This is a genomic window from Mucilaginibacter sp. P5_A6 (assembly GCF_056400585.1).
Genome location: NZ_JBFUKZ010000010.1, coordinates 102,118 through 128,965, shown reverse-complemented (window position 1 = coordinate 128,965; position 26,848 = coordinate 102,118). Strand labels below are relative to the sequence as shown.

22 protein-coding genes are annotated in these 26,848 nt (G+C 42.6%); all 22 read right to left on the bottom strand.

Features of this window, described 5'->3' with window-relative positions; translation table 11 throughout:
* Positions 1–350: 350 nt before the first annotated feature.
* The 22 genes from AC1DO4_RS13320 to AC1DO4_RS13215 all read right to left on the bottom strand — a co-directional run bounded on the left by AC1DO4_RS13320 (position 351) and on the right by AC1DO4_RS13215 (position 26,828).
* A complete protein-coding gene (locus AC1DO4_RS13320) occupies positions 351–2,021 on the bottom strand; it encodes an alpha-amylase family protein (protein ID WP_477416530.1) in 1,671 nt (556 codons plus the stop codon).
* Positions 2,022–2,139: 118 nt separating this feature from the next.
* On the bottom strand, positions 2,140–3,486 hold the full coding sequence (locus tag AC1DO4_RS13315) for a sensor histidine kinase (protein WP_477416528.1): 1,347 nt from the start codon (positions 3,484–3,486) through the stop codon (positions 2,140–2,142).
* Positions 3,470–4,846: a sigma-54-dependent transcriptional regulator gene (locus AC1DO4_RS13310; RefSeq protein ID WP_477416525.1), complete on the bottom strand. Its 1,377-nt coding sequence runs from the start codon at positions 4,844–4,846 to the stop codon at positions 3,470–3,472. Before AC1DO4_RS13310 ends, AC1DO4_RS13315 begins: the two co-directional genes overlap by 17 nt.
* A 21-nt stretch (positions 4,847–4,867) precedes the next feature.
* Positions 4,868–6,052 (bottom strand): ABC transporter permease, encoded by a 1,185-nt coding sequence (locus AC1DO4_RS13305; RefSeq protein WP_477416523.1) that lies wholly within the window; start codon positions 6,050–6,052, stop codon positions 4,868–4,870.
* Between the two features lie 28 nt (positions 6,053–6,080).
* Complete coding sequence (locus AC1DO4_RS13300; protein WP_477416521.1) at positions 6,081–7,304, bottom strand: ABC transporter permease; 1,224 nt, start codon at positions 7,302–7,304, stop codon at positions 6,081–6,083.
* 23 nt (positions 7,305–7,327) lie between these two features.
* Positions 7,328–7,993: an ABC transporter ATP-binding protein gene (locus AC1DO4_RS13295; protein ID WP_477416519.1), complete on the bottom strand. Its 666-nt coding sequence runs from the start codon at positions 7,991–7,993 to the stop codon at positions 7,328–7,330.
* Positions 7,994–8,054: 61 nt separating this feature from the next.
* Positions 8,055–9,512, bottom strand: coding sequence for a TolC family protein (locus AC1DO4_RS13290; RefSeq protein WP_477416517.1), 1,458 nt, complete (start codon positions 9,510–9,512; stop codon positions 8,055–8,057).
* 121 nt (positions 9,513–9,633) lie between these two features.
* Positions 9,634–10,881 carry an efflux RND transporter periplasmic adaptor subunit gene (locus AC1DO4_RS13285; RefSeq protein WP_477416515.1) on the bottom strand — a complete coding sequence of 416 codons (1,248 nt, stop codon included), beginning with the start codon at positions 10,879–10,881 and terminating at the stop codon, positions 9,634–9,636.
* Between the two features lie 299 nt (positions 10,882–11,180).
* Entirely contained in the window at positions 11,181–11,963 is a 783-nt protein-coding gene (locus tag AC1DO4_RS13280) for an NIPSNAP family protein (RefSeq protein WP_477416513.1), read from the bottom strand.
* 203 nt (positions 11,964–12,166) lie between these two features.
* Positions 12,167–12,937 (bottom strand): 3-keto-disaccharide hydrolase, encoded by a 771-nt coding sequence (locus AC1DO4_RS13275; RefSeq protein ID WP_477416511.1) that lies wholly within the window; start codon positions 12,935–12,937, stop codon positions 12,167–12,169.
* A gap of 17 nt (positions 12,938–12,954) precedes the next feature.
* Positions 12,955–13,830, bottom strand: coding sequence for a sugar phosphate isomerase/epimerase family protein (locus AC1DO4_RS13270; RefSeq protein ID WP_477416509.1), 876 nt, complete (start codon positions 13,828–13,830; stop codon positions 12,955–12,957).
* Positions 13,831–13,880: 50 nt separating this feature from the next.
* On the bottom strand, positions 13,881–14,771 hold the full coding sequence (locus AC1DO4_RS13265) for a hydroxypyruvate isomerase family protein (protein WP_477416507.1): 891 nt from the start codon (positions 14,769–14,771) through the stop codon (positions 13,881–13,883).
* 15 nt (positions 14,772–14,786) lie between these two features.
* Positions 14,787–16,037, bottom strand: coding sequence for a nucleoside permease (locus AC1DO4_RS13260; RefSeq protein ID WP_477416505.1), 1,251 nt, complete (start codon positions 16,035–16,037; stop codon positions 14,787–14,789).
* A gap of 30 nt (positions 16,038–16,067) precedes the next feature.
* Entirely contained in the window at positions 16,068–16,508 is a 441-nt protein-coding gene (locus AC1DO4_RS13255) for a c-type cytochrome (protein ID WP_477416503.1), read from the bottom strand.
* A 176-nt stretch (positions 16,509–16,684) separates the two neighbouring features.
* Positions 16,685–17,992, bottom strand: a complete 1,308-nt coding sequence (locus AC1DO4_RS13250; RefSeq protein ID WP_477416500.1) for an MFS transporter — start codon at positions 17,990–17,992, stop codon at positions 16,685–16,687.
* A 106-nt stretch (positions 17,993–18,098) separates the two neighbouring features.
* Positions 18,099–19,151, bottom strand: a complete 1,053-nt coding sequence (locus AC1DO4_RS13245; protein WP_477416498.1) for a sugar phosphate isomerase/epimerase family protein — start codon at positions 19,149–19,151, stop codon at positions 18,099–18,101.
* A gap of 9 nt (positions 19,152–19,160) precedes the next feature.
* Positions 19,161–20,312 carry a Gfo/Idh/MocA family protein gene (locus AC1DO4_RS13240; protein ID WP_477416496.1) on the bottom strand — a complete coding sequence of 384 codons (1,152 nt, stop codon included), beginning with the start codon at positions 20,310–20,312 and terminating at the stop codon, positions 19,161–19,163.
* Between the two features lie 216 nt (positions 20,313–20,528).
* Positions 20,529–21,095 carry a gluconate 2-dehydrogenase subunit 3 family protein gene (locus AC1DO4_RS13235; protein ID WP_477416494.1) on the bottom strand — a complete coding sequence of 189 codons (567 nt, stop codon included), beginning with the start codon at positions 21,093–21,095 and terminating at the stop codon, positions 20,529–20,531.
* A gap of 144 nt (positions 21,096–21,239) precedes the next feature.
* Entirely contained in the window at positions 21,240–22,667 is a 1,428-nt protein-coding gene (locus tag AC1DO4_RS13230; protein WP_477416492.1) for a Gfo/Idh/MocA family protein, read from the bottom strand.
* 23 nt (positions 22,668–22,690) lie between these two features.
* The gene (locus AC1DO4_RS13225; protein ID WP_477416490.1) at positions 22,691–24,370 is read right to left on the bottom strand and encodes a GMC oxidoreductase; all 1,680 of its coding nucleotides are present in this window, start codon (positions 24,368–24,370) and stop codon (positions 22,691–22,693) included.
* A gap of 184 nt (positions 24,371–24,554) precedes the next feature.
* Positions 24,555–26,270, bottom strand: a complete 1,716-nt coding sequence (locus AC1DO4_RS13220) for a GMC oxidoreductase (protein ID WP_477416488.1) — start codon at positions 26,268–26,270, stop codon at positions 24,555–24,557.
* Between the two features lie 3 nt (positions 26,271–26,273).
* Positions 26,274–26,828, bottom strand: coding sequence for a gluconate 2-dehydrogenase subunit 3 family protein (locus AC1DO4_RS13215; RefSeq protein WP_477416486.1), 555 nt, complete (start codon positions 26,826–26,828; stop codon positions 26,274–26,276).
* Between the last annotated feature and the right edge of the window lie 20 nt (positions 26,829–26,848).

Here is a 26,848-nt window from a genome sequence, read left to right as displayed (position 1 = left end):
AAGTCTTCCCTACCGGCTACTATGTATACACATTTTTATATGAGATAGTAATTTTAAAAAGCCACTCCGTTAGGAGTGAAATGTCGGTAGAATAATTAAACAGCCCGCCCTTTTCGTGCCATAGGTACGAAACTAACCACCAAATGTGGCTATACAATACTCATTTGACCTGAAAAGTTCATTGGTGACGTACCTATGGCACGTAAAGCTATTTTGATCTTTTTCTACCGACATTTAACCCCTCCGGGGTTTTTCCTAAAACTTGTGTACACACCGTAACCCTACTACGAGAGATTTAGATGAGGCTCACCGCTTGTAGCTCAATGAAAGAAAGAACGTTGTGAAGGTTGTTACGCCCAGTTAAACTCAACTACTTTCCCATTAAGCTTCCATTTTTCGGGCAGCATGGTATCCATCCAATCCAATGGTTCGCCTAAAGGCAGTACTTTGGCTGCCTGGGCAAATGCTTTTTTAACAGCTGCTTTCTGTTCTTCGCCCATAGCTTCGGGCTGGGCCGAGATAAATAACGGCGCACCGCTTTCGGCCAATAGCTCCAGCCATTGTTTGTTCCTGCTCCATTCAATTTTGGTGGTAAGTCCAACGCAATCACCATCAACAGTATAAAATTTATTGTGCTGCGGCAGGCGGAAAGCCAGTGTATTTACACCCATTTTTCGGGTTCGGGCCCATTCATTGCCGCTGGTATCATCTCCTATGCGGCACATCTCGAAGATCCCAGCGCTCAGGTGACTCATGGTATTACATCCAATCACATAAATGCCATCTCCGGCCGCCTCGCGGATTGAACGGTACAGGTGAAGAATAATCTCGGCAGTGGTTTTGCTCCTGTCATTAAAGTTCCAGCCGGGTATGGTTATACTGTTCTTCATTTCAAACCCCCAGCGGCCTGTTATATCATAGGTACTGAAATCATGCTTTACCATTTCGTAGCCCCATTGCCTGTAAAAATCGAAGTTGCGTTTAATCCGTTCAATGTTTTCCGGGATGGTAGGATCGAGCGTTGGGTTTTTAGGATCGTCCCTGCCGGGGATCTTCGGCGCCAGTAAACTCGCTTTTTCATCATGACGGGCGCAAAGCGGGCGCATCCACAAACCCGGGCGCATACCCAGTTTTTTTATCTCATCACCAAGCAGGTGCATGTCTTTAAATTTATCATTGGGTTTACTGAAATCATCATTCCAGCCACCGTCGCCGGGCAGCAATGGCGAATAGGTTGCCCAGCCTGCATCAATTACCGAGAATGGCTTATTGTCGGTATCAGTAACCAACTCGCTCATCATTGCGGTGGTTTGTTTTATCAGGTCGAAATTGTTATTGCCGTAGGCAAAATACCAGTCGTTTATCCCATAAATTGGCTGTTTGGGCAGGCGGGGCTTTTCGCACATCATCCCGCAAAAGCGATGATCGGTACGGAAGGGCGTTTCACCGGGCAAACCATGACTGGCAATGATATCTGCAGCATGCAAAGTACGATTGCCTAACAATACGCCATTGCCACCCGAATGAGTATCTAAAGTAAGTTCCAGGCTATCAGCATCTAAACCCCACCAGCAAATACTATTTGCTCCTGTTTTTACGCCGAAGCAGGCGGTTTGCTTTGCATCGTGTATTATTACGTACCAGGGGTTTTTAACACTATCAAAGCCGGTTTTCCATTGCAGGTCGCCATAAGAACGCTCCCAATGATCACCAAGGTATTTTGCTGATGAAGCTGTGTTATGCCTCCATTTTAAACGTACCGAATTGAGCTGCTGTGTTGGCGATTGGATATATACTCCTTTTGCATTTCCGCTGGTTTTTACCGTAACCTCTATATCCTTATAAATAAATTTGTTACCATTGGTAACCTTCAGCTTAAACCATTCATTGCCAGATTGCGCCCAGACTTCATCCGGAGCATTAATAGCCGATGTTTGGGTTGATGTTGCATAAGTAAGCCGGCTGAACAACACGGCCGCGCCGGTAGTTGCAGTAAGTTTTAAAAAATGTCGCCTTTGCATAGTAATGTTCTGAATTGGATTTACAACATTACTAAAAGGTTTCAGGGAATTAAAATGAAATAATATTAAAGGAGCAAATATGGTTCTTTACGGTTTCAGACTATTTTTCTGCCGGCTATTATTCGCTCGCGGTAAAGCTCTCTCCTTTAGAAGGTGCTGGTTGAGGCTTATACCACACCACAAACTCTGTTTGCCTTTCCGCAACAGTCTTTAGGCTGAATTCGAAACCGTGATTAAGCAGAATCTCCCTCACAAGGGTAAGCCCTATCCCCTGCCCGTCTTTTTTGGTACTGAAGAATGGCGAAAAAAGGTTAACGCTTTGCTCGGCAGTGATGCCTTTACCTGTATCGCTGATAATAAGTTTTCTCTCTTCAGGGATGAGGGTGAATTTTACCGAGCCTTTATCGTCAATGGACTCAATGGCGTTTTTTACAATGTTGATGAGCGCCTGCTCCAGTTGCTGTTCATCGGCCATGATACTCACAGCATCATCGGGCAAATTAAACTCAAAACTTACTCCTTTTTCTTCGGCTTTGATGGCCATTAGCGTGGCTACTGAGTTGATAAGCTTTTGAAGTATTACGGGATGTTTATTGGCGGGTGGCAGCTTCACCAGGTCGGCAAAGTTGCGCATAAACAGGTTGAGGTTTTGATTGCGGTCCATGGCCACCTGCAGGGCATCTTTTAAAATATCAAAGTTGTGCCCCTCCCAAAGCTGGTCGGTTTTCATGGCCGATTGCATGATGGAATTAACCGGACCGATGGTGTTATTCACCTCATGCGCCATCATGCGGATCACCTTGCCATATACCTTTTTTTCGGCGGCCAGTATTTCGGCGGTCAGGTCTTCGATCATAATAAAATGGCGCGAAAATCCTCTATCCACAAAATGCGATTTCTGGAGTTTAAATGAGCTTACTCCGTCCAGCTTTACTACCGTTGTTTCGCCTGATTTAAGCAGCCTCATCTGCTCAAATATGGGGTGTTCCAGTTCCTGAATGGAATATCCATGAAGTTTGTCTTCGGTAACTGACAAAAGCTGCTGAGCTTTTGGGTTCACTTGCTGTATATGATCGTCAAAATCCAATATAATGATGCCCGTTGGCGAAGTATAGATCAGTTTTTCTAAAAAGAAATGCTGTTGCTCCTGCCTTGTACGCTCTGTTCTCAACTCATCCATCATCTGATTATAAACATCAATCAGCGCGTCAATCTCGTGTTTGCCGGTTGATAAAAATTTAACATTAAAATCCTTGTCCTTTATGGCATCAACTCCCTGCATCAATAGCTTTAAAGGATTTATCAGCTGGCGGTAAAGCTGTACAGCTACCACAACCGAAATGAGCACAAATACCTCTGATATAATAAAGAAGATCTTGTTTTGGTTAAAAATAAAATAAGTAAGCACCAGGGTTACCAGGTGTAGTATTACAACAAATAAAACATATTTAGTCCTCAGCTTCATCGTATGGTATCTGGTATTTGTCGAGCCGTCGGTACAGGGCGCTGCGCGTGAGCCCCAAAGCCGCCGCGGCCCTGCTTATCTTGTTTTTATGATGATCCATGGCACGTTTTATCATCTCCACCTCTACTTCTTCCAAAGTTAAAGTACCAACACCAGGCAGCTGCATATTGCCTTTTTTTACAGGTGATAACTCCAGTTGCGAACGGAAATCGTCAATACCCAGCTCATCTTTTTTACTCACCAGTATGGATCGTTCCACCAGGTTTTTCAATTGCCTGATGTTACCGGGTAAAGGTAGGGTTTGCAGCCATTTCATGGCCGACGCTGCAACAGATAATTTAGGCCGGTTATAAATCTCTTTTAAATTATTGATAAAAAAATCAACCAGTAAAGGAATGTCCTTCGGCCGCTCGCGCAGGGCGGGCAGGTAAACGGTAATCAGGTTAATACGATACAGCAGATCTTCCCTAAAAGTACCGCGCGATACCATTTCGTTAAGGTTTTTATTGGTGGCGCAAACCACCCTGGTATCCAGCGTTTTGGTACGGCTGCTGCCCAACATTTCGTAAGTACGGTCTTGCAATACGCGTAGTAGTTTTACCTGGCTGCTGGCATCCAGATCGCCTATCTCATCTAAAAATATGGTGCCCTTATGGGCCATTTCAAAACGGCCAATCCTGTCAAACCTTGCATCTGTAAAGGCCCCGCGGATGTGTCCAAACATCTCGCTCTCAAACAATGAAGTGGAAATTCCACCCAGGTTCACCTTAATAAATGGCTTATTACGGCGCTGGCTATTTTGGTGAATAGCCTCGGCTATCAGCTCCTTGCCTGTTCCGCTTTCGCCCATGATGAGGATGGATGCATCAGTGGTAGCTACCCTACCGATGGTTTCCAGTATATCCAGCATTTTAGGGTCTTCGCCTATAATGTGCTGAAAGTTGTAGGTTTTATCCAATTGTTTGCGGGTACGGTGCTCGGTTTTTTTATCCCGCAGATCTATCAGGGTTTTAACCGACTGTAAAAGGTGTTCGTTATTCCAGGGCTTATTGATAAAATCATTAGCACCAAGCTTCATACCTTTTACAGCCAGTTCTATGCTGCCCCAGCCGGTAATCAGGATCACCGGGATGGCTCCGTTATGCTGCTGTTTTATCTTTTCGAGCAGTTCCATACCTTCCTGTCCCGATGTATCTATCGAAAAATTCAGGTCGAGAATAATTAGTTCGGGTTTGCTTTTCTTTATGATCTTTAAAGCATCCGCTGGTTCTTCGGTACTCAAAACCTCATACCCTTCGCTTTTTAGCAGCAGCAAAAGCGAGGTGCGTACAGCAATATCATCATCAATAACCAATATCATAATTGCAGGTTAATATCGTAATTATTCTTCGTGTAAAGCAACTGCCGGATAAATAGCCGCCGCCTGCCTGCCAGGGTACAATGAGCAAACCAGTACCAGCAGGTAAACGAACCCTATAGCCATAAAAATGGCGGCAATGTAAATGCCCGCTTCCAGGTTAAACACATTAAGTAATGGAAATTGAATAGCAAAAAATGTCCCTATAATGAGTGAAAGCGTAGCCAATATCATAGATTCCACTACCAGTTGCGATGATACAGAATTTCCGGATGCACCTATCGCCCTGCGCAAACCTATTTCGCCTTTACGTTTGTTGATGTTGTACCACAGCACCCCAAACAAGCCAAGGGCAACATTGATAACCAGGAAGCAGCTTATTATCGACAACACGATCATCGGAATCACTGCAAAGTAGTTAGTGTCTTTTAATTTGTTAGTTAAATGCTCAATTTCAATATTGGAGTTTTTCATGTAGCCCGCCATGGTTTTGTATAGCTTACCTTCAAAGGTGGCATCGGCGCCGGGGCTAACCCTAACCAGTATTTTATCTAACCAGCGGAATGAGCCTGTGTCGGCCCGAAAGTAAAAACCCGGACCGGCTTTCACATAGTCGCCGTTCCGTTTAATCGTTTGGATCACTCCTATCACCTTCATTTTGTTTTTATCGTCATCATTACCTAACAGCTTACCTACGGCCGGTTCTTTTCCAAAAGTAGCTTCCTTCAAATCGGCATCAATCACTACAAGTTTATATTTAGATACGGCGTCTGATTTGTTATACCAGCGGCCTTCCAAAACATCCAGATCCATTGTTTCTTTGTAACTGTCTTCTGCTGTAAAATTATTTAGATGATCAATATGTTTACCTTTAAAAGTTAAACCACTCTGGTTAACCCGGTTGGAAAACGGAACGTTTCCGCTCACAAAACTCAGCTCTTTTACCAGGGGCAATGCTTTGATGGTTTTTCTCAAGGTTTCGTAGTAAAGATCGAGCGAGTCGGTATTTTTTGTTTGGTACGAGTTATTGATATTGATAACCCAAACATCCTGGTATTTGAACCCCATAGGTTTTTTGTAGTTATCGTAATAATAAACCATCAGCGTAAACACCGCGAATAGTACCATAAAGGATACCAGCATCTCGGTCATGAGCAAAAAGTTTTGTTTCTTTTTGTTCCAGATGAGCTTAAATAAATGCTTGAACATAATTTTTTAATTTAATGATGAATAATTATTAACCCTTAAGCGCGGTAACCACGTTAAGTTTTGACATGCGCCAGGCCGGATATACGCCCGACAGCAAGCCAAAAACAAGGCACACCAGCAAGGCGATAAACAACACAGTAAAGTTGATACTCAACTCCAGGTTGGCTATCAGATCGACACTATTGATGGCCCAAAGCGCGACTACTGATAACAGGGTACCGATGATACCACCCAACATGGTAAGAATTAAATTTTCGACTATAAACTGGTAAACAAGCGTTTTTGACGATGCTCCGAATGCTTTACGCACACCAATCTCTGATGAGCGCTCCATAATACGTGTAATGTTGATATTTACCAGGTTTAAGGTTGGTAATAGCATAAATATGAATACAAAGATGCTGATAGCTGTAACCACGATGAATACACCGGAGGAAGACTCATTACCGGTATCAACATAACTTCTGAAAAAACTGTTAGCATGGCTGTATAAATGTTGATAGTTTTTACTTTCAACAGGCACCCTTTTCATCATGCTCTCATATTCGGCCTGCATTTTGGGTACATCATCTTTTGAAGCCGCCAATAGCACTCCCATATAACCGCCGCCATAACTTTTACTTTTATAATCAGCTTTTGATACGGTGTAAGGCAGATAGATGTCGCTAAAAAACATATAACTCGTTACAGGCACATTTTTAACTACGCCCAATACACGATAATTCACGTTATCAGCCTCAATGTATTTACCTACAACCGGCCCAACATCTCCAAAATACTGTTTCTTCATATCTTCAGATATGATGGCAACACGCTCGGCATTATCTACCTGTTGTTTATTAAATGGTTTACCTTCTGTAAAATCATAATCCATTACATCCCAGTAATCGGCATTGGTATATTTATAACTTACAGCTATCTTTTTATTGTTCACATAGGTGTTGGTACCGTTAAAGCCGGATGATATAGCCACTTTAACCGGCGTTTTCATCATCCCGGTATAATGGCTCAGAAAATAGTACGACAAGGTGCCAGATGTCATATCGTCTTTGCCCTTCTGTTCAATACGGTTAATGTATAACAACCTGTCCCTTTTTTTGTCAGGGTAGTTATCGCCAATAACCTTATCAATAAAGGCCGTTAACACCATAAGTATGGTAAGCGTAAAGCTAATACCGAACAAACTGATAAAGGTGAAGAACTTCCTTCGCCTTAACACCGCTATGGCTATTTTAAAATAATTTTTAAGCATAACTTTTAATTTTAGGCGGTTAATTATTGAACTTGCGAACCATCAAATAAGCGTACTAAACGGTGGGTTTTGTGAGCCATATTCTCGTCATGTGTCACCATAACTATCGTGGTGCCCTCGTTGCGGTTCAGATTGATCAGGATCTCCATAATCTCGTTACCCATGGCGCTATCCAGGTTACCGGTTGGCTCATCAGCCAAAATAATGTCGGGTTTGCCCACTATTGCTCTTGCTATGGCCACACGCTGTCTTTGCCCACCCGACAACTGGGTTGGGAAATGTTTAACACGGTTTGCCAAACCTACTTTTTCCAGCGCTTCTGTAGCCAGCATTTTACGTTCTTTGGCTGTAGTATCGCGATATAGCAGGGGCAGTTCCACATTATCTAACACCTGCAAGTCGTTTATCAGGTGATAGCTTTGGAAAATAAAGCCCAGGGTTTTGTTACGAAACTGCGCCAACTGCTTATCGTTCAGTTTTTCAGTTGATTTATCGGCGATTTTTATATTCCCTTTTGATGGCGCATCCAACAGACCCATGATATTCAGCAGCGTACTTTTACCGCAGCCCGACGGGCCCATGATGGATAAAAATTCGCCTTTGGCAATATCAAGGCTTATGCTGTTCAGGGCCAGGGTTTCTATAGTGTCTGTGCGGTACACTTTTTCGATGTTTTGTAAACGGATCATATTTAAGTGAGTTGTGAATGGTGAATAGTGAGTTGTTTGATTAATTATTGAACTATTTAAATTATTGATAAGTGATCTTTTTGTTGGTTTCAAAGTCGTATAACGACAGGTAGCGTAACTGGTAATAGGCACCCCAAAAATCCCGGAGCGATGCTACATAATCGCGCTTGGCCTGGTCATTCTCGCGGAAGGCTATGCCGAGGTCGGTGATGCTCAGATCTCCTAAAACATAGCGTTCGCGGGCTATCTGGTATTTTTCGGATGCGATGCTGTCGGCCTCGGCGGTATATACCAGTTGCTCTTTCATCACGTTAAAAAGCGACACCTGGGTTACAATCTGCTGCTTAAAGGTTTGTTTATCCTGCTCTACCGCATATTCGGTAAATTGCTGGTTAGCCAAAGCCGTTTTGATGCGCGATTTTGACCGCCCCCAGTCCAATATAGGTACAGCCAACTGCACCTGCAATACCTGCTGGTTTTGCGGATTTTTATAAACACCCGGAATAGTGGTTGCTGTGTTTGAGTAACCAAGATTGGCATTTAATGTAGCGGTTAATCCATTTTGACCTTTAGCTTTTGCAACATCCCGCTTAGCCTCGGCAACACGACGTAAAAACGCAATGGCATCAGACCTGTTTGCAAAAGCCTCGGCCAGTACTTTATCTGATGATACCTGCATCTGGCTGATATGTTGCGGTACTACCAGTACTATCTTTTCTTCCCCCTCCTGCCCTGTATAGCTACGAAGGTTTAGGGTAGCTATTTCCATATCGCGCTTAGCGGTACCAACCGCTTTTTTTGCATTGATCTGCTCCAGCTGCAATTGCAATATCTCGTTTTTTGAAACCTTGCCCAACTCAAATTTGGTATTGGCAATATTCATGATCTTTTGTGTGTTGGTATAATTGGTTTCGGCAATTTTTAAGTTCACCTGAGCCAATAGCAAATCGAAGAAGAAACCTTCCACATCAATAGCAATCTTTTCCTGGGCCTCAATGTAAGTCTGCTTGCTCTCGTTATATTTTAAGGGCTCAATCCTTTTGTCCCACTTTAGGCTATTGAATTGAAAGAGCGGCTGGGTATAGCCAATACCATAAGGGATACCATTGTATAAAACATTATGCCTGTCGAAATCGTCAAACCGCTGTAGTTGGGTAGTGCCATAAACAGTACCGCCTGTAGCTGTAATACTTTGGCTAAAGTTTAATGCCAGCGATGAGTTATCATTATGTATAGGCTGAAACTGGATAGTACCATCGGGCTGCTGCACCTGTGTAAATGTTTTGCTATAGCCGGGCAATATCCCGCTTAACGCCAGCTGTGGCTGGTAATTTGATTTGTAGGTACGGTACTCCCAATATTTGGTTTCGCGCACGGTTGCTGCCTGCTTGGCGGCTATTGAATTGGCCTTAGCCATCTCCACCACCTGCTGCAAGGTTAACCGCAGCGTATCGATGCTACCATCTGCAAATGCCTTTGTGCCAATGGTTAATAATAATATGGAGTATAAAAATTTCATTCTGTTTTCCTTTATATTTCAATCGTCATTGCGAGGCACGAAGCAATCCCCTACCTACAGAGTAGCTGTGCAAATCCACTCTGTGGGATTGCTTCGTACTTCCTATGAGGCTTATTTTAACTTAATTCGTAATCGTTACTTCTTTCGAGTTTTTAAATTCCGTCATATCCGATGTTACAATTACATCACCGGGTTTTACACCGTCCTGTATTTCTACATAATCAAAATTGGTGAGCCCGATGTGCACAGTACGCTTCTCCGCTTTTCCATTATTTACCACGAAAACATCCTGAACAGCCGGCCCTTTAAACGCCGGACCATTAGCCACCCTCATGATCTTGCTATGTGTTGCCGTCACCAAAAACACATCCACTTTCATATTTGGCCGAAGCTGTTTGTTTGCGCGATCATCTAACTGAATATCGAATGAAATAATGCTGTTTTGTACCGATGGGGATACATTGGTAACGTGTCCGCGCAGTTGAGTATCATTGATGCGGATAATAACCGGGATCCCACTGTGCAGCTGATCCATTGAGTTATCTGAAATACTGCCGGATACTTTAAAGCTACCCAGGTTGGCAATACGGGCCAGGGTCTCTCCTTCATGCACATTGGCGCCTATATTTTTGTTTACATAGGTAATTACACCCGCCCGGGTAGCAATTACATTAGCCAGGTTTAATTTACGCCGTAAAGCATTCAGATCGTTAACCTGGATATCAGCGGCTATCTGGGCTTCCCTGATCTCGATCTGCATTGTTTTCTGCTTGTTTTTGATCTCGTTTTCCAGTTGCTTCTTTTCTAACTGGGCTACTTTCAAATTAAGCTCGGCCTGTTCTATCCCTTCACGGGTACCACCACCTGCTTTAAACAGGCGTTTGGCATTTTCAACAGCATCGGCAAGGTTGCTGATGCGCAGTTGTTTGATATCGTTGTTAGACTGGATATCATAAAAACTTTTACCAAGATCAAGCTTTAGTTTGCTGATCTCGTTGCGTTTTGATTCAAGCGTAAAATTGAGTTTATCAAATTCTGTTTGTGTGGCCGATTTATCTAATGTGAGTATAGATTGGCCTGGTTGAACTTTATTACCGGCATCCATAAGTGCACTTTGTATCGATGCGTTTATCGGGCTGGTGATGATCTCTTCAAATTCGGGTAAAACCTCACCTGTAGCATTAAGGGTATTTTCTATATCTCCCACCTCAACAACTGCGGTGGTAATCTCTGATTTTTTTACTGATGACTTGATGAATCCCCGAAGTGCAACTATCAGCAGTACCAAAACCGCAATACTTATAATAGCTACCAATGCCCCTTTCTTCCTTTTTTGATATGATACCTCGAGCGTAATTTCCTTATCCATTGTGATATAATTTGCATAAGGTTTTGCAAGAGCTATACCAACTATAATAATTTGATTATTAGATATTTACAATTTTATAATTTCGAAAAAGTGATCGATATCGGACAGATTTTGTGATAATGAACAAGTTTTTTTGGAGATTTTTGGACAAAGGAGCAAGGACTTTTAGACAAAGGACTAAAAGAGAGAAAGCACAGCCTTTTTTGCGTTTCGGACAAATATATGAGTTAAACATCCGGATGCGAGGTAAAAACAAGATCAGAAAACGCTGTTTTCTGATCTAAGACAGCATATCACTACTAATAATCCGAATAATCGGCCGGATAAAGGAAGGTGATATCAATATGTGATACATTGTTTTGAAACTCGGCCTTAGCTGATAAGGTTTTCCAGTAAGCGTCTTTTCCAAATGCGTCCCAGTGCTTATCCCTGTCATCCTTATTATTAAAGGTAGTCATATACATTAGGTTTGGCATGTGTGAGCCCGATACCACTTCAGAGTAAAAAACCGCGTTAAAGCCAAGTCTTTTAAAAAGTCCTATTTCATCACCCTCATTAAACATACGTACTTTGTTGTAGTTGTATTTTTCGGTGGCGCTTTCATAACTACGTAACTCATACACCCTATCGGCTTTGTTGCCTGTAAGCTGGGGTACTGCCGGGGCTGGCATACCAGGGAAGGCATGCAGTATTAATATTTCAATACGGGCATAGGGTGCATCCTTGTAGCCCGCATTCATATAGTCTTCACCATCGGTAAAGTACTTCGTATCTGCCTGTAATTTTTTGTCGATACCGGTAAGTTTATCCAACGAAGTAAATGGTGTATAAACGTAAATAAGCATATCGGCAGTATCCTGTTTTACAGGTTTAAATACGCCAACATTGGGTATACCTGCTCTGTGTAAAGCCGGTAAATAAGCGTCCTTCAAATAACGCTCTATCCTGGTTCCCTGTTCAAGGGTTTTATAATGGTAAATTTTAAGCTCGTAATAATATCTTTTGGGAGAAGCCGAAAGGCCGGAAGCAAAGAGTAAAAACCCTAAAATAAAAGTAATTATACGGATAGGTGATGTTTTCATAATTGGCTTAAAGTTTTGTAAATATAATGGAAAATAGAGTCGAAAGTGAAGACAAAGGATGAAGCACAAAAAGCCTTCAAACCCGTTCGAAAATAAAAAATAAAGTGATGCCTATTCCAATATACAACGTAACAATTTGCTTGATAAAACAAAAAGCCTGCTGGTATTAGTCGGCAGGCTTTCTAAATAATAAAGAATTTATATTAAAGTTCTCTTACCCAAATATTACGAAAACTAAGCGGCTCGCTTTTATCTCCGTGGGCTTGTAGTTTAATTGGTGCAGCACCATGTTTTTTGCCTTCGTAAGAAGCTTTGCCTATATATTGAGTTGGGCCAAGCAGTTCAAAGTTGTTTTCAACAAGCACACCATTGAAAAATACAGTTGCCCTTGCCGCCGATTTTAGTGTGCCGTCCTCATTAAATACAGGAGCTGTCCATACTACGTCGTAAACATTCCATTCGCCTGGTTTGCGGCCTGGGTTTGCTAACGGAATAACCTGTTTGTACAAACTGCCGGCCATGCCATTAACATAGGTTTTGTTATTATATGAATCTAAAACCTGTAGCTCATAACCTGCATCTCCTTTACCTATTGATGCTAAAAATATACCGCTGTTGCCACGGGCCTGGCCGGTACCGGTTATATTTGCAGGTACTTTCCACTCAATGTGTAACTGGTAATTGGTAAATGCTTTTTTGGTTTCAATATTCCCAACACTTTTGTTAACGGTAAGTACATCACCTTTAACCAACCATTTGGCAGGCGTTTTATCTTCGGTAGAAACCCATTCGTCAAGGTTTTTGCCATCAAACAAAACAATAGCATCTGACGGGGCATCACCCAACACTTTACCCGGAACAACAACTTTTGGTATCGGTTCCCACGTTTCGGTATCCTCTGGTTTCGCTGTTTGTGCGTTAGCCATAAAAAAACTCCCGGCTAAAATAGTGGTTAATATTATTGAGTATCTCATTTTTATAATTGGTTTTATTAAATGTGAAGCGTGTTTTTTAAGTATGCAGCACTTTGCGTGATGCTTACATAAGGATCAATATTGGTATAATTTTCCTGCTCAACAATAAAGTGTTTCACCCCTCCAAGTTTGGCTTTACCCAAAATTGTCTTAAAATCGATATCACCTGTACCTATTTCGGTGTTAAGGTTAGGGTTTGTTTTATCCCTATCTTTAATATGCACAAAAGTGAAGCGGCCCGGATGCTTTTCAAAAATAGCCAGTGGATCCTGGCCTGCACGTACTACCCAGTAAAGATCCATTTCCATATTCACCAATTTAGGATCGGTGTTGTTAAGCACCACATCGTAAAAAGTAGTATCACCTACCGGTGCCCACTCAAAATTATGGTTATGGTAGCCTAATTTTAAACCAGCCGCTTTACAAATTTCGCCGGCTTTATTCATTTTTTCGGCAACACCTTTGCAGTCGTCAACCGTTTTAATAAAGTTATGGTTTAATGATGGCACAATAATATAGGTTTGCCCAATGGCATTGGCCACATCCATGTACATTTTCAGGTCGTCGGTTTTCCCTTCGCCAAAATACGAATCCAAACCATAGTGGCCACTTGGACTACTCAATCCGTTATCTCTCAATAGCTGACCAAAATCCTTACTTTTTAAGCCCCAATAGCCGGTATCTTTATTATAACCAAAAGTTTCTACTTCCTGGTAACCTGCCTTTGCAACTTTACCTATCACACCTTTTACGTCAGCAGGTAATTGATCACGCAAGCTATATAATTGCAGGCCTGCCCCGTTTTTTTCTTTTGCCGATAATAAAGATGGCGCTAACATAGCACCTGCCGAAAGTAGACCGGCCTGCGCTAAAAATGTTCTTCTGGTTGTCATGTATTTCTGTTTGGTTTATGCTTTGTTTGAGTATATTTTGAAGATAAGGTTTAAACGTCGCATAAATGAACCGCCTTACGTAGTGAGGCAACCTTATCTTTTTGTTTGGGAATAAACTCCTGCGCCACAAAACCTTTATGCCCTGTTTCTACAATGGCTTTCATAATAGCCGGATAATAAAGCTCCTGTGTTTCGTCTATCTCGTTTCTGCCGGGTACACCACCGGTATGATAATGATTAATGTAGGGATGATACTGGCGAATATTGCGGATCACATCACCCTCATCTATCTGCATATGGTATATATCAAACAACAGTTTAAAGTGTTCCGAACCTATCCTTTTAGCAAGTTCGGCTCCCCACTCCACCCTATCGCACTGGTAATCTTTATGATCAATCTTACTGTTCAACAATTCCATTACCAAAACAATGTTATGTTTTTCGGCAAGGGCAACCAATGGTTTTAGTCCTTCCACGCAATTGTTCCAGCCGGTTTCATTATCCTTACCCCGGCGACTACCGCTAAAGCAGATCAGGTTTTTATAGCCGGCCGCTGCAACTTTAGGTATCATCTCCGAATAATTTTTTTGCAGCTGGGCATGAAATTGGGTATCACCAAAACCATCCGTCAGGTTAATTTCGGCGCCATTGCACATTGACGAATACAGGCCATGCTTTTTAAGTGTAGGCCAGTCGGCAGGTCCAACCAGGTCGATCCCTTTAATGCCAATTTCTTTTGCAGCTATACAAAGCTGCTCTACAGACATATCGCCATAGCACCAGCGGCATACGGCATGATTAATATTACCTTTTAAAGCAGTATCAACATTCATTTCTTTTTCTTCGGATTTAAATGACGATAACATACCTGCTGTTGTGATAGCAGCAGTGCCTGTAACTATATTTTTTATAGCCGATCGTCTGTTTTGATTTGATGCCATGTTTTTTAATTGGGTTTATATCTCGGTTTGTGCAGATGGTTCCTGTATATCCAAACCAGGTTTAGTTGCTATATCGTTTGTATCTTTAAATAACAACAGAAAAAATATTAACACCACAGCGGCAATTCCGGCCGGAATAAGCCATATGGTTTGCCAGTTGTGTGAAGTAGTTGAAGTTTGCCAATGATCTACTATCGGCCCCGAAATATACGAGCCGATAAGCATCCCAACGCCATAAGTAGCCAAAGTGATAAATCCCTGCGCGGCACTTTTAAAACGCTCACCCGCTAAATTATCGGTATAGATCTGACCGGTTACAAAGAAGAAATCGTAACAGATACCATGCATTACAATACCGGCAATCAGCATCCAATAATTGGAGCCTACATCGCCGTAAGCAAAAAGTATATAACGCAGTACCCAGGCTAACATACCTACTGCAAGCATTTTTTTAACGCCCAGCCTTACAAAAAATAGGGGCATCAAGGCCATAAACAATAGCTCGGACATTTGCCCCATAGATTGTTTACCCGCGGCGGCTGTTACACCTACTTCATTTAAGAAAGGATTGGTAAAATTATAATAAAACGCCAGCGGAACACAGATAGCTACTGATGCCAGGAAAAATGTAAGGTATGACCTGTTTTTAAGTAACCCTATAGAATCTAACCCAATAATATCGCCAAAAGATGTTTTCTGACCTTTTTTAACAGGAGGGGTATCAGGCAAGGTAAAACTTAACAAACCTAATATTAAAGAAGCTCCCGCTGCCATTTTAAACGTAAGTACCAGCGAGCCTGATTTTTCCCATCCAAGATAACCTATAAGCAAACCGGCAATTATCCACCCGGCAGTACCAAATACCCGTATTGGCGGAAATTCCTTACTTGGGTTTTGCATCTGCTTAAATGAAACCGAGTTTACCAATGCCAGGGTTGGCATGTATATGATCATGTAGAATAATATATTCGGGTAAAACTTTTCAAAACCGGTAATGGTAGTTGCATAAAAAAGCGAAGCTGCACCAAGCAAGTGTAAAACGCCTAATATTTTTTGCGCCGAAAAGTATTTATCAGCAATAAGCCCGATAACAAAGGGTGCAATAATGGCGCCTAATGATTGCGTTGCATAAGCTCCGGCATTTTGTGTACCTGTAGCCTTTAACGTTACAGTTAAATAGGTACCCATAGTAACAAACCATGCCCCCCAGATAAAAAACTCTAGGAACATCATTGCAGAAAGCTTTACCCTTATTCCAACGGTCATAATTATTGGGTTAGAAAAAATTAATCCCGGTTATTTTTTTAACGACAGGATATACTGTACCATTTCTTTTGCATCAGTTTCTGAAAGTGCGGTGTGCGCGGTCATTGCCATAGTGCCCCAGTTACCGCTGCCGCCTGATATTATTTTTTTGGCCAGCATATCGATATTAGCCTGTGAGGCATCATATTTTTTTGCAATATCCTGAAAAGCGGGTCCAATAACCTTGGTATCAACCTTGTGGCAAGTACCGCAATCATTATTTGCTAATAGTTTTTCGCCTGCTGCAGAGCCTGCTGAACCGCCTGCCGCTTCGGTGCCGGTTTTAGTAGCGTTGGTATCTGCATCAGAGTTACTTGCTTTTGCAGTTTGATTTGCTGCTGCGGTGCTATCACTGCCTCCCTTGTTTGATGAATTACCTCCGCAAGCAGATACTACTGCACAAATACCAAGAATAAAAAAAGCCTTTTTCATTTAATAGTTTTTTAATGTTATGAAGCTTGCGCCTCACGTAAATAGTTTGTTGGTTAATGTGTATAACCCATCAAAATTTTATCTGTTTTATTTATTATTTTGATGGGTGATACTGTTTTTTAATTGTGTTGATAATTATCGTGAAAAATACAATTTTATTCTAAAAAAATCGACTATTATGCCACTACTGTAGTCAAAGGTGCAGTTTTTTTCCTGGCACGCATATAAAATACCAATCCGGTAAAGGCTACTATTAATGCAAGGGGAATCAATAGCGTAGTATTAAGAACTTCCGGGCCAGCCGCAGATCTGGCGGCATCAAAAGCCTTAGCCATATCTGTTCCTGCTCCCGCCGAGCGATAAGCATCTATATTGGCGCCCGCAGGAAGTTTTTGAGCCATTATTCCATCGTAGTATCCTCCCATAAATATCATGTAAATTGACACACCAAACATACCTGCTCCGCCCATTAGGTTTAATCCTACTGCACCGGTGCGAGGAAGGTTTTCTGCTACAAATCCAATCATACAAGGCCAAAAGAAGGCAACACCCAATCCAAAAACAACGGCTGCAAGGTAAATGGCATCACCATGTAAGTGAATCATAAGGTAGATTCCCAGAGCTGATAAAATTGCAGAGATAAGTAAAACTCCCTGCGGCGCAAGGCGATGTACTATAGGACTGGCAAAAGCCCTACCCAAAACCTGGACGGATGCGACAAAAGTGAGGATTAAAATGGCGTTATGCGTAACTGTTTTAAACAATACATCTGTCCATTGATTTGTAAATAATTCTGTAATGGCGGTACCAAACATGCATATAATCATAAAAAGAAACAGAGGATTGAGAAGCGCTTTATACATATCTTTTGTACTTACACCAGCCGACACCCGTTCTGTAACCGGAAAATCCAGTTTAGAGAAAAGGAAACCATAGATTAATGTTGGTATCAACATAAAACCGATCTCTATCTGCGAGACCCAGTAAGGTTTTTCAGATGCACCATTTGCGAGTGTATTATCTAACCCAAATACAACCAGGGTTCCTATTACAATCCCCGCCGGAAACCAAAGGTGAAAATGGTTCAGTTTTGTGGTTTTATTATCGGTGTACATGGAGGCTACTAACGGATTGCAAGATGCTTCAACCGTACCATTGGCAATCCCGATCATCAGCGTTGAAAGGAATAATGTCCAATATCCGTTGGCAAAAATTGTTAACAAGATACCAATCAAATGAAAAATAAAAGCCGATACAAGCAGCTTTTTCATACCGATGATATCCACTATAAAACCACCTACAATTATTGCCAATGGGAATCCCCAGAAAGCAGTAGCTGCAATTGTGCCCAATTCTGATCCATTTAAATGAAATCTTACCCCCTGATCGTTTAGTATACCGGCACGGATGCCGAATGACAATGATGTTACCAGCAAGGATAGGCAACTGGCTCTGAAAAGCTGTGTACGGTTAATAGTTTGCATTTAAATTATTTTAGGTTATGATAATTGGTTAATTGGCATTTTTCTCAACTTGTATTTATAGACTTACGAAGTTCTAAAAACTTCGTAAGTCTTTGTACTATATGTCTTATATCCCCAGCGTTCTCCTGTTCAGTGCGTCATCGGCGCCTGATGCTGCAAAATCGTCAAAAGCACGTTCGGTAACCCGAATGATGTGATTTTTGATAAACTCAGCGCCTTCGCGGGCCCCGTCTTCAGGGTGTTTAAGCGCACATTCCCATTCCAACACGGCCCATCCCGGGAAATCATATTGGGTTAACTTGCTGAATATCGCTTTAAAATCAACCTGCCCGTCGCCCAGCGAGCGGAAACGGCCTGCACGGTCAACCCAATTCTGGTAGCCGCCATAAACGCCTTGTCTTCCGGTAGGGTTAAATTCTGCATCCTTCACGTGCATCATTTTTATACGCTCGTGATACAGGTCAATATACTCTAAATAATCCAGGCATTGCAGTATAAAATGCGAAGGATCATACAGCAGGTTAGCCCGTTTATGGCCTTTTACCTTATCCAAAAACATCTCGAAGGTAATACCGTCATGCAGGTCTTCCCCGGCATGAACTTCATAGCAAAGGTCGATACCGTTATCCTCATAAACATCAAGGATAGGTACCCAGCGTTTGGCCAGCTCCTCAAAAGCGGTATCAACTATACCGGCAGGGCGTTGCGGCCATGGGTACAGCATTGGCCAGAGCAGCGCACCACTAAAAGTAACTGACGCCGCCAGACCTAAATTTTTTGATGCCTGTGCAGCATACTTTAATTGCTGAACAGCCCATTTTTGCCTTTCGGCGGGGTTATTACGCAATTGCTCTGGCGCAAAACCATCAAATAGTGTATCATAAACCGGGTTTACTGCTACTAACTGTCCCTGTAAATGGGTAGAAAGTTCGGTGATCTCCAATCCATGGCTGTTTACAATGCCTTTTACCTCATCGGCATAGGTTTTGCTTTCGGCAGCCTTTTGCAGGTCGATAAAACGGGCGTCCAGTGTTGGCAGCTGAACACCTTTGTAACCCAGGCCGGCAGCCCATTTACAAATAGAATCCAGGCTATTAAAAGGTGCGGTATCACCTATAAATTGTGCTATAAATATTGCAGGTCCTTTAATGGTAGTCATAGTTTTTATTTAGATAGAAAATTCGGTCCACTTTTTATCTGATTTACCCGATGCAATCACATTTTCAATAAATGCCATGCCACGAAGGCCTTCTTCAATACCGGGGTAATCCTTTTCTTCGGGTGTAGCATCCCTGCCTTCTAACCCAGCCTTCACAGTTAAAGCAAAGTTACGGTACAGGTTGGCAAATGCCTCCAGGTATCCCTCCGGGTGACCGGCAGGTGTGCGTGTATTATGCTGCGCAAACGAGCTGGTGTAACCACCGCCTGTGCGCCATACTTCCATAGGTTTATCAGTGTACATCAGGGTTAATGAGTTCGCGTCACTCTGGTGCCATTCCAAGCCACCCTGCTCGCCATAAACCCTTATTTTCACATTATTTTCTTCACCGGCAGCAATCTGAGTTGCCGTAAGCACCCCACTCGCACCGTTATTGAATTTTAACAAAGCAGCACCATCATCGTCCAGTTTACGCCCCGGTACCACAACATTGATATCGGCACAGATCTGTGTTACCTCTAAACCGGTAATATACTCGACTAAATTAAAGGCATGGGTACCTATATCCCCCATAGCACCAGCAATCCCGCTTTTACCGGGATCGGTACGCCACGAGGCTTGTTTATTATCGTCGCCCTCTAAAAAACTACTGAGCCATCCCTGCGGATACTCTACATAAACTTTACGGATGGTACCCAGCTTACCGGCTTTTATCAGTTGCTTGGCTTCTTTCACCATTGGATAACCGGTGTAAGTATGGGTTAGGCAAAATAGCTTGCCACTTGCTTTCACCACTTTATCCAGTTCTTTAGCCTCGGCCAAAGAAAAGGTCATTGGTTTATCCAAAACCACATGGAAACCATTTTCTAACGCAGCTTTAGCAGGATCAAAATGTACATGGTTTGGAGTAACAATACTAATTACCTGTACACGTTCATCTTCGGGCAATTGTTTTTCTTTTTCTATAAGTTCGGTGTATGAACTATAAACGCGATCGGCAGGTAAACCCAGCAGTACACCGCTTGCTTTTGATTTTTCGGCATTGCTGCTAAAAGCGCCGCAAACCAGTTCATATTCACCATCGATGCGGGCAGCAATCCTGTGCACAGCGCCAATAAACGCACCTTGCCCACCGCCGATCATTCCTAATCTTAATTTCATTGTTTTTTAAGTGAGTGGTTGATTGGGTTGATTAGGTGAGTGGTTAATTATCGAAAACTGAAACAGTTTACATAATGCAACTACCCGCCTGCTCAACTTAAAACCAATTTATAAAGTGAATGGTTGATTGGGTTAATTAGGTGAATAGTTAACAGGGATACAAATCCTTATTTCAACCACTCACCTAATCAACCCAATCAACCACAAACCAATTCTTTAGGTTGCCCAGGCTTTATCGCCTTTTTTGTATGGAAAATTACCATCATATTTTCCGGGTACAGCAATATAGCGCAGGGCTTGTGTTGCACCAGGTTTCGAGGTGAAGAAACCCAGCAGGGTTAATTCTTTCATCATCCTGAAATAATGGTTAGGGTCTTCCGGCTTTTTGGTTTTGGTATACGCTTTTTGCTCGGCATCAAGCGCGGTAAGTAATTCGGTGCGCTGCTTTGCATCAGCCTCCATAAACTTCTTATCAAACTTTTTCTTGCTGGCATCATCCAGATCGGCTATACCTTTTACAAATATCTTCTGATCTGCCGGTTTATAACAATCCTGTACCATTAAGGCCATAAAGCTGCCTACATCGGCCGCTTTTGCGCCCGGAGAGGAAGTAGCCGGTAAAATGGTTTCGCCAACCTCATTCAGGAAAGCAACATTGTCTTCATCAAACAGTTCGTTTACCTTTTTAGAAGTTGATTTACATCCTGAAATGAAAAACTCGGCGCCTATCACCGTGCCCCCCAGTATTAAACCAACCCTGGTAATTGCATCTCTTCTATTCATTTTTCTAATTATTGATTTAGTGAATTAGCTATTAATAATCTTTTATTTGTTGATTTTGTGAGTTATTGAGTTTTATGATTTTTGATTATCTGAATTTTTAAATTCTTCAATCACTATTCACTAACCCGCTAATTCACCAATTAATTATGCTTTTAGCTCAAATCCCTGACGGTATTCGCGTTTAATGTACTGGTTAACATCATCAAAATTGGTAACCTTCATTGCCGAATTATCCCACACTAATTTTATGTGACCTCCTTTAAGTTCATGGCCGCGCACAGCCAGGTTGGCCATTAACAAAGCCTCGGTAAGCGGGCCGGCTTTCTCGAATGATGAACTCAGTTCGGTTTTACCGTAACCAGCCAAACAACCTTCAACCCATTGTGCATAGTGACCGTTGGAACCGCCAGGCACACGCTGCCATTTTTGAGGCGCTTTGGCTGTTTTAGTACGTTCAGTTGGCAACAGCAATGGTTCTTCAGAATAGGTGCTGGCTATCATTTTGCCTTTTGTACCAATAAATAATGATCCGTTACCATCGTCGCCAAATTTTTCATTTGGTAATAATTCTGCCGGTCTTTCGGGTTGTATACCACCATCCATCCAATGCAGGGTAACCTCACCTTTTGTTTTATCGGTTTTAGGGAAAGTTAAGGTAATATGGCTTGACGGAGGGCAGCTTTCAGGAAAATGCCCTTCTTTAAACTCATCAACATAAACACTGCCAACACTTGCCTGTACATCCTTGGCATATTGTAAGCCCAATACCCTAAAAGGTGCTTCTACCAGGTGGCAGCCCATATCGCCAAGTGCGCCGGTACCATAATCCCACCATCCACGCCAGTTAAACGGTACAAGTTTATCTACATAGTCTTTTTTTGGTGCAGTGCCCAACCACAGATCCCAATCTAATTCTTTAGGGATATTTGGCTGCGGTGCAGGCCATTGAATGCCCTGCGGCCATACCGGGCGATTTGTCCAGCAGTAAACAGTATGTACATCACCAATCAGGTCAGCATCGTACCATTCAGAAAGTAAACGGGTACCGTCGTTTGACGATCCCTGATTACCCATTTGCGTAACTACTTTATATTTTTTAGCTGCTTCGGTTAATAAACGGGCTTCCCAAATATCGTGCGTCAATGGCTTTTGCACGTAAACATGCTTGCCCAACTGCATGGCGCGATAAGTAATGATAGCGTGGTTATGATCGGGGGTTGAGACAGATACGGCATCAAAGTGTTTATGTTCCTTATCAAACATCTCGCGCCAGTCTTTATAATATTTTGCTTTCGGAAAATCGGCACGTGATTTTGCTGCACGCCTATCATCAACATCGCACAAAAAAGCTATCTCAGCCTTTCCGCTTTTGTAAAAGTTAGCAATATCGCTTTGGCCTTTACCGCCCGCGCCAACACCGGCAATCAGCAATTTATCACTTGGCGCAACAAAACCCTTTCCGCCCAACACAAACCGCGGAACGATCATAAAACTTGCGGCTGCTATCGAACTGGTTTTAATGAAATCCCGCCTCGATGGGTTGGGGGCAACGTTTTCTTTTTCTTCAGACATAGGTAGTATATTTGATGTTTTTGTTAGATCTCGTTTTTCTTCAAAGCATCAACAGCATAGTTGGCAGCACGGGCTGTTAACGCCATATAAGTAAGCGATGGGTTTTGGCAAGCAGCCGATGTCATACATGAACCATCGGTAACAAATACGTTTTTGGCATCCCAAACCTGGTTCCACTGGTTAAGTACCGATGTTTTTGGATCGCGGCCCATACGTGCCGTACCCATTTCATGAATACCGCGACCTAAATACGGATTAGAGCTGTGCGTTTGCACATCCTTAGCCCCGGCTGCTTCCAGTAGTTCTTTAGCATCCTTTTCTATCTCAATGCGCATTTTTAACTCGTTCGCCTTCAATTCGGCATCAATAGCTACAACAGACAGGCCCCATTTATCTTTTTTAGTTTTATCAATGGTAACCTTATTATCATGGTATGGCAATGTTTCACCAAAACCTCCCATGCCTATTTGCCATGAACCTGGTTCGCTAATGGCATCTTTATATGCGCCGCCAATGTTCAGTTCGGCAATATCCCTGCTCCAGCCTTCGCGGCTTGCAGCACCCTGGTAACCATAGCCACGGATGTAATCACGCTTTTCGCCATTAAGGTTACGGAAACGCGGAATATAAAAGCCGTTTGCACGCCTGCCGAAGTAATATTTATCCTCGTACCCTTCTATCCTGCCCGATGCACCAACTCCCAGGTGATGATCCATCAGGTTATGGCCAAGCTCGCCGCTGCTGCTGCCTAAACCGCCATCCCAAACATCCGTTGCCGAGTTCATTAATATCCAAGCCGAATTTATGGTTGAAGCGTTAAGGAATACAACCTTAGCAAAATACTCATAGGTTTGGTTAGTTTCGGCATCCAATACTTCAACTCCTTTTGCCTTTTTGGTATCCTTATCATACAATATTTTGGTAACTATAGACCATGGGCGAACTGTTAAGTTCCCGGTTGCCATAGCTGCAGGCAAAGTAGCCGACTGTGTACTAAAATATGCCCCGAAAGGACAGCCCAACCAACATTTATTACGATACTGGCAGTTTGTACGATCGTTATGCGGCAGGGTGATATTGGCTGTACGGCCAATGATCAGCGGGCGCAGATCCTTATAATATTCTTTTAAACGTTTTGCAACGTCTTTTTCAACCACGTTTAAATCCATTGGCGGCATAAAATCGCCATCGGGTAATATGGAAAGACCATCTTTATTACCAGAGATGCCTGCAAATTTCTCTGCATAGCTATACCATGGCGCAATGTCTTTATAACGAATAGGCCAATCAACAGCTATACCATCTTTTAAGTTGGCTTCAAAATCAACATCGGCCCAGCGGTATGATTGCCTGCCCCACATTAATGAGCGGCCACCTACGTGATAACCACGAAACCAATCGAACCTTTTTGTTTCGGTATAAGGGCTATCTTTATCACTTGCCCAGTAATCAAGATTGACTTCGTTCAAGGGATAATCGCGTTTTAACACCGGATAATCCTCAATCATTTTTTGTGTACGGCCACCCCTGTGCGGAAATTCCCAGGGATCTTTATTAGCGTTCACATAGTCTTTTATATGCTTGATGTCACGGCCGCGCTCCAGCATGATGGTTTTCAAACCTTTTTGTGTTAGTTCTTTGGCAGCCCACCCGCCTGAAATTCCTGAGCCAATGACTATAGCGTCATAAGTGTTTGCAGACATACGATATATGATTAGTTGTTTTGTTTATTAATTGGTTACTGCGTTAAATGTATGAATAAAAATTATTTTACAAATATTTTCAGTGTGTTTTTTTTACACGAAGGAGGCCTCACCCCGGCCCTCTCCAAAGGAGAGGGAGCTAAAAACTTTTAAGCCCTCTCCTTTGGAGAGGGTTGGGTGAGGCTTATATATTCCCCTTTTTCATTTCACTCACAGCATAATCTGCGGCCCTGGCGGTAAAGGCCATGTACGTGAGGGATGGATTTTGACATGAGGTTGAGGTCATACAAGCACCATCCGTTACAAACACATTTTTAACCGCATGCATTTGGTTCCATTTATTAAGCACCGATGTTTTAGGATCATTACCCATGCGTGCACCCCCCATTTCGTGAATATCCAATCCCGGCGCCCTGTTATCTGTACTGGCTTTTATATTGGTAAAACCCGCGCTGGTGAACATTTCTGTTAATTGCTCAACATAATCTTTTTTCATCTTCTCGTCGTTATCGTCATACTCAACAGAGATCTTTAACTGCGGAATGCCCCACTGATCTTTCAGTGTTTTATCAAGAGCTACATAATTGCTCTCTTTGGGGATAGTTTCGCCCATCATGTGCGATCCTACTTTCCAGCCGCTCAGGTTATCCTTAACTAAATTTTCCTTTAAGCTACTGCCAACCCCATCCCACGGGCGTTGCTGATAACGGTATGCGCTAAAACCGGATGCATAACCGCGTAAAAAGTTTGTTTCCTGTTTATATACATTACGGAATCGTGGAATGTAACCGCCACCCGCAGGATTGCGGCCATCGGTTGTCCACTCTTTAAAGCCATCATATTCTGCTCCGATATGTGCCGAATAATTATGAAAGGCAACATATTTACCTAATACTCCACTATCGTTACCTAATCCGTTGGGGAAGCGGTTTGATGTGGAGTTAAGGAGTACCAAATTTGTATTTAAGGCAGCGGCGTTTACAAATATGATTTTAGCGTAGTATTCAATAGTTTCTTTTGTATTTGTATCAACAATGCGCACACCGATAGCCTTGCCTTGTTTTTCGTCGTAAATAATAGATTCCACAACAGAAAACGGGCGCAAGGTACAATGACCGGATTTAAGCGCCCACGGTATTGTTGACGCGTTGGCACTAAAGTATCCGCCGAAGGGGCAGCCACGCTGACAAAGGATACGTTCCTGGCATTGCACACGTCCCTGGTCTAAATGGATCTGGTTGGGTTTTGACAGGTGCGCACAACGGGCGCTGATCACATGGCGGTTGCTGTATTTACTTTTAACGTGCTGACTAAAATAAGTCTCGACACTATTTAGCGGAAAAGCCGGTAAAAACTCACCATCGGGTAATTCGGCAATGCCATCTTTATTGCCAGAGATGCCGGCAAATTTTTCAACGTAACTGTACCAGGGTGCAATATCCTTATAACGGATAGGCCAATCTACCGCAAAACCATCACGGGCCGGGCCTTCAAAATCAAACTCACTCCAGCGCTGCGTTTGGCGGGCCCAAAGCAGCGATTTCCCCCCTACCTGGTATCCGCGGATCCAATCAAATGGCTTTTCCTGAACATAAGGGTGCTCTTTATCTTTTACAAAAAAATGGGCTGCATCCTCACCAAAGGCATAGCAGCGGTTAACTATAGGGTTGGCCTCCTGTACTGCCATGGGCAGTTCGCCCCGGTGCTCAAACTCCCAGGGGTACATATTGGTTGTGGGGTAATCCTTATTGTGCTTTACATCGCGGCCCCGTTCCAATACCAGGGTTTTTAGGCCTTTATCAGTAAACTCCTTTGCAGCCCAGCCGCCACTCATCCCCGAACCTATAACAATGGCATCAAATGTTCTATCCTTAACGCTATCTATATTTAAATTGGCCATTATTTATACTGCTTGCTTTTGTTTGTACGGAAAATGTGCATTGTAACGGCCAGGTATCAGTTCATAAATTACCTGTTTGGTCATGAAGTATTGCGAATGCGTATAGCCGTTTACCGTTTGTTCTTTTACTATACCATAAAACGTTTTTAATTCTGCCGGAATAGAAATACTTTTAGGGTCCTTATCCTTTTCAATGCTCAACAGCATTTCTTCACGCAGCTTAACGCTTAATTCGGCAAATAATTTATCGTATTTCTTTTTAACAGCATCATTAAACTGCTCCATGCCGTTCATAAACGCTTGCTGATCTGCCTTTTTATAACAATCATCAAGCATTTTCAGCACAAATAAATGCAGGCTTAAATCTCTTGCACCTGGCGTATTGGTTTTGGGGATAATGGTATCGGCAATAGCGCCCACCAGTTTTTCCTGGCCGGCACTGATTTCAACATTTTTAAGGGCAATGGATGCTTTACCTTCTTCCCGCACACAGGCAGGTAGTAAAGCGGCACCACCAATAATTAAAGCCAGATTTTTTATGACCGTACGCCTGTGCATATAGGTAAATTGTTTTAGCA

What these genes read in the sequence shown, in the direction of transcription:
- AC1DO4_RS13215 (WP_477416486.1), bottom strand. Translation starts at nt 26,828, where the DNA reads ATGCACAGGCGTACGGTCATAAAAAATCTGGCTTTAATTATTGGTGGT.
- AC1DO4_RS13230 (WP_477416492.1), bottom strand. Translation starts at nt 22,667, where the DNA reads ATGTCTGAAGAAAAAGAAAACGTTGCCCCCAACCCATCGAGGCGGGAT.
- AC1DO4_RS13245 (WP_477416498.1), bottom strand. Translation starts at nt 19,151, where the DNA reads ATGACTACCATTAAAGGACCTGCAATATTTATAGCACAATTTATAGGT.
- AC1DO4_RS13310 (WP_477416525.1), bottom strand. Translation starts at nt 4,846, where the DNA reads ATGATATTGGTTATTGATGATGATATTGCTGTACGCACCTCGCTTTTG.
- AC1DO4_RS13320 (WP_477416530.1), bottom strand. Translation starts at nt 2,021, where the DNA reads ATGCAAAGGCGACATTTTTTAAAACTTACTGCAACTACCGGCGCGGCC.
- AC1DO4_RS13265 (WP_477416507.1), bottom strand. Translation starts at nt 14,771, where the DNA reads ATGGCATCAAATCAAAACAGACGATCGGCTATAAAAAATATAGTTACA.
- AC1DO4_RS13235 (WP_477416494.1), bottom strand. Translation starts at nt 21,095, where the DNA reads ATGAATAGAAGAGATGCAATTACCAGGGTTGGTTTAATACTGGGGGGC.
- AC1DO4_RS13240 (WP_477416496.1), bottom strand. Translation starts at nt 20,312, where the DNA reads ATGAAATTAAGATTAGGAATGATCGGCGGTGGGCAAGGTGCGTTTATT.
- AC1DO4_RS13300 (WP_477416521.1), bottom strand. Translation starts at nt 7,304, where the DNA reads ATGCTTAAAAATTATTTTAAAATAGCCATAGCGGTGTTAAGGCGAAGG.
- AC1DO4_RS13260 (WP_477416505.1), bottom strand. Translation starts at nt 16,037, where the DNA reads ATGACCGTTGGAATAAGGGTAAAGCTTTCTGCAATGATGTTCCTAGAG.
- AC1DO4_RS13255 (WP_477416503.1), bottom strand. Translation starts at nt 16,508, where the DNA reads ATGAAAAAGGCTTTTTTTATTCTTGGTATTTGTGCAGTAGTATCTGCT.
- AC1DO4_RS13220 (WP_477416488.1), bottom strand. Translation starts at nt 26,270, where the DNA reads ATGGCCAATTTAAATATAGATAGCGTTAAGGATAGAACATTTGATGCC.
- AC1DO4_RS13295 (WP_477416519.1), bottom strand. Translation starts at nt 7,993, where the DNA reads ATGATCCGTTTACAAAACATCGAAAAAGTGTACCGCACAGACACTATA.
- AC1DO4_RS13305 (WP_477416523.1), bottom strand. Translation starts at nt 6,052, where the DNA reads ATGTTCAAGCATTTATTTAAGCTCATCTGGAACAAAAAGAAACAAAAC.
- AC1DO4_RS13270 (WP_477416509.1), bottom strand. Translation starts at nt 13,830, where the DNA reads ATGACAACCAGAAGAACATTTTTAGCGCAGGCCGGTCTACTTTCGGCA.
- AC1DO4_RS13290 (WP_477416517.1), bottom strand. Translation starts at nt 9,512, where the DNA reads ATGAAATTTTTATACTCCATATTATTATTAACCATTGGCACAAAGGCA.
- AC1DO4_RS13250 (WP_477416500.1), bottom strand. Translation starts at nt 17,992, where the DNA reads ATGCAAACTATTAACCGTACACAGCTTTTCAGAGCCAGTTGCCTATCC.
- AC1DO4_RS13285 (WP_477416515.1), bottom strand. Translation starts at nt 10,881, where the DNA reads ATGGATAAGGAAATTACGCTCGAGGTATCATATCAAAAAAGGAAGAAA.
- AC1DO4_RS13315 (WP_477416528.1), bottom strand. Translation starts at nt 3,486, where the DNA reads ATGAAGCTGAGGACTAAATATGTTTTATTTGTTGTAATACTACACCTG.
- AC1DO4_RS13280 (WP_477416513.1), bottom strand. Translation starts at nt 11,963, where the DNA reads ATGAAAACATCACCTATCCGTATAATTACTTTTATTTTAGGGTTTTTA.
- AC1DO4_RS13225 (WP_477416490.1), bottom strand. Translation starts at nt 24,370, where the DNA reads ATGTCTGCAAACACTTATGACGCTATAGTCATTGGCTCAGGAATTTCA.
- AC1DO4_RS13275 (WP_477416511.1), bottom strand. Translation starts at nt 12,937, where the DNA reads ATGAGATACTCAATAATATTAACCACTATTTTAGCCGGGAGTTTTTTT.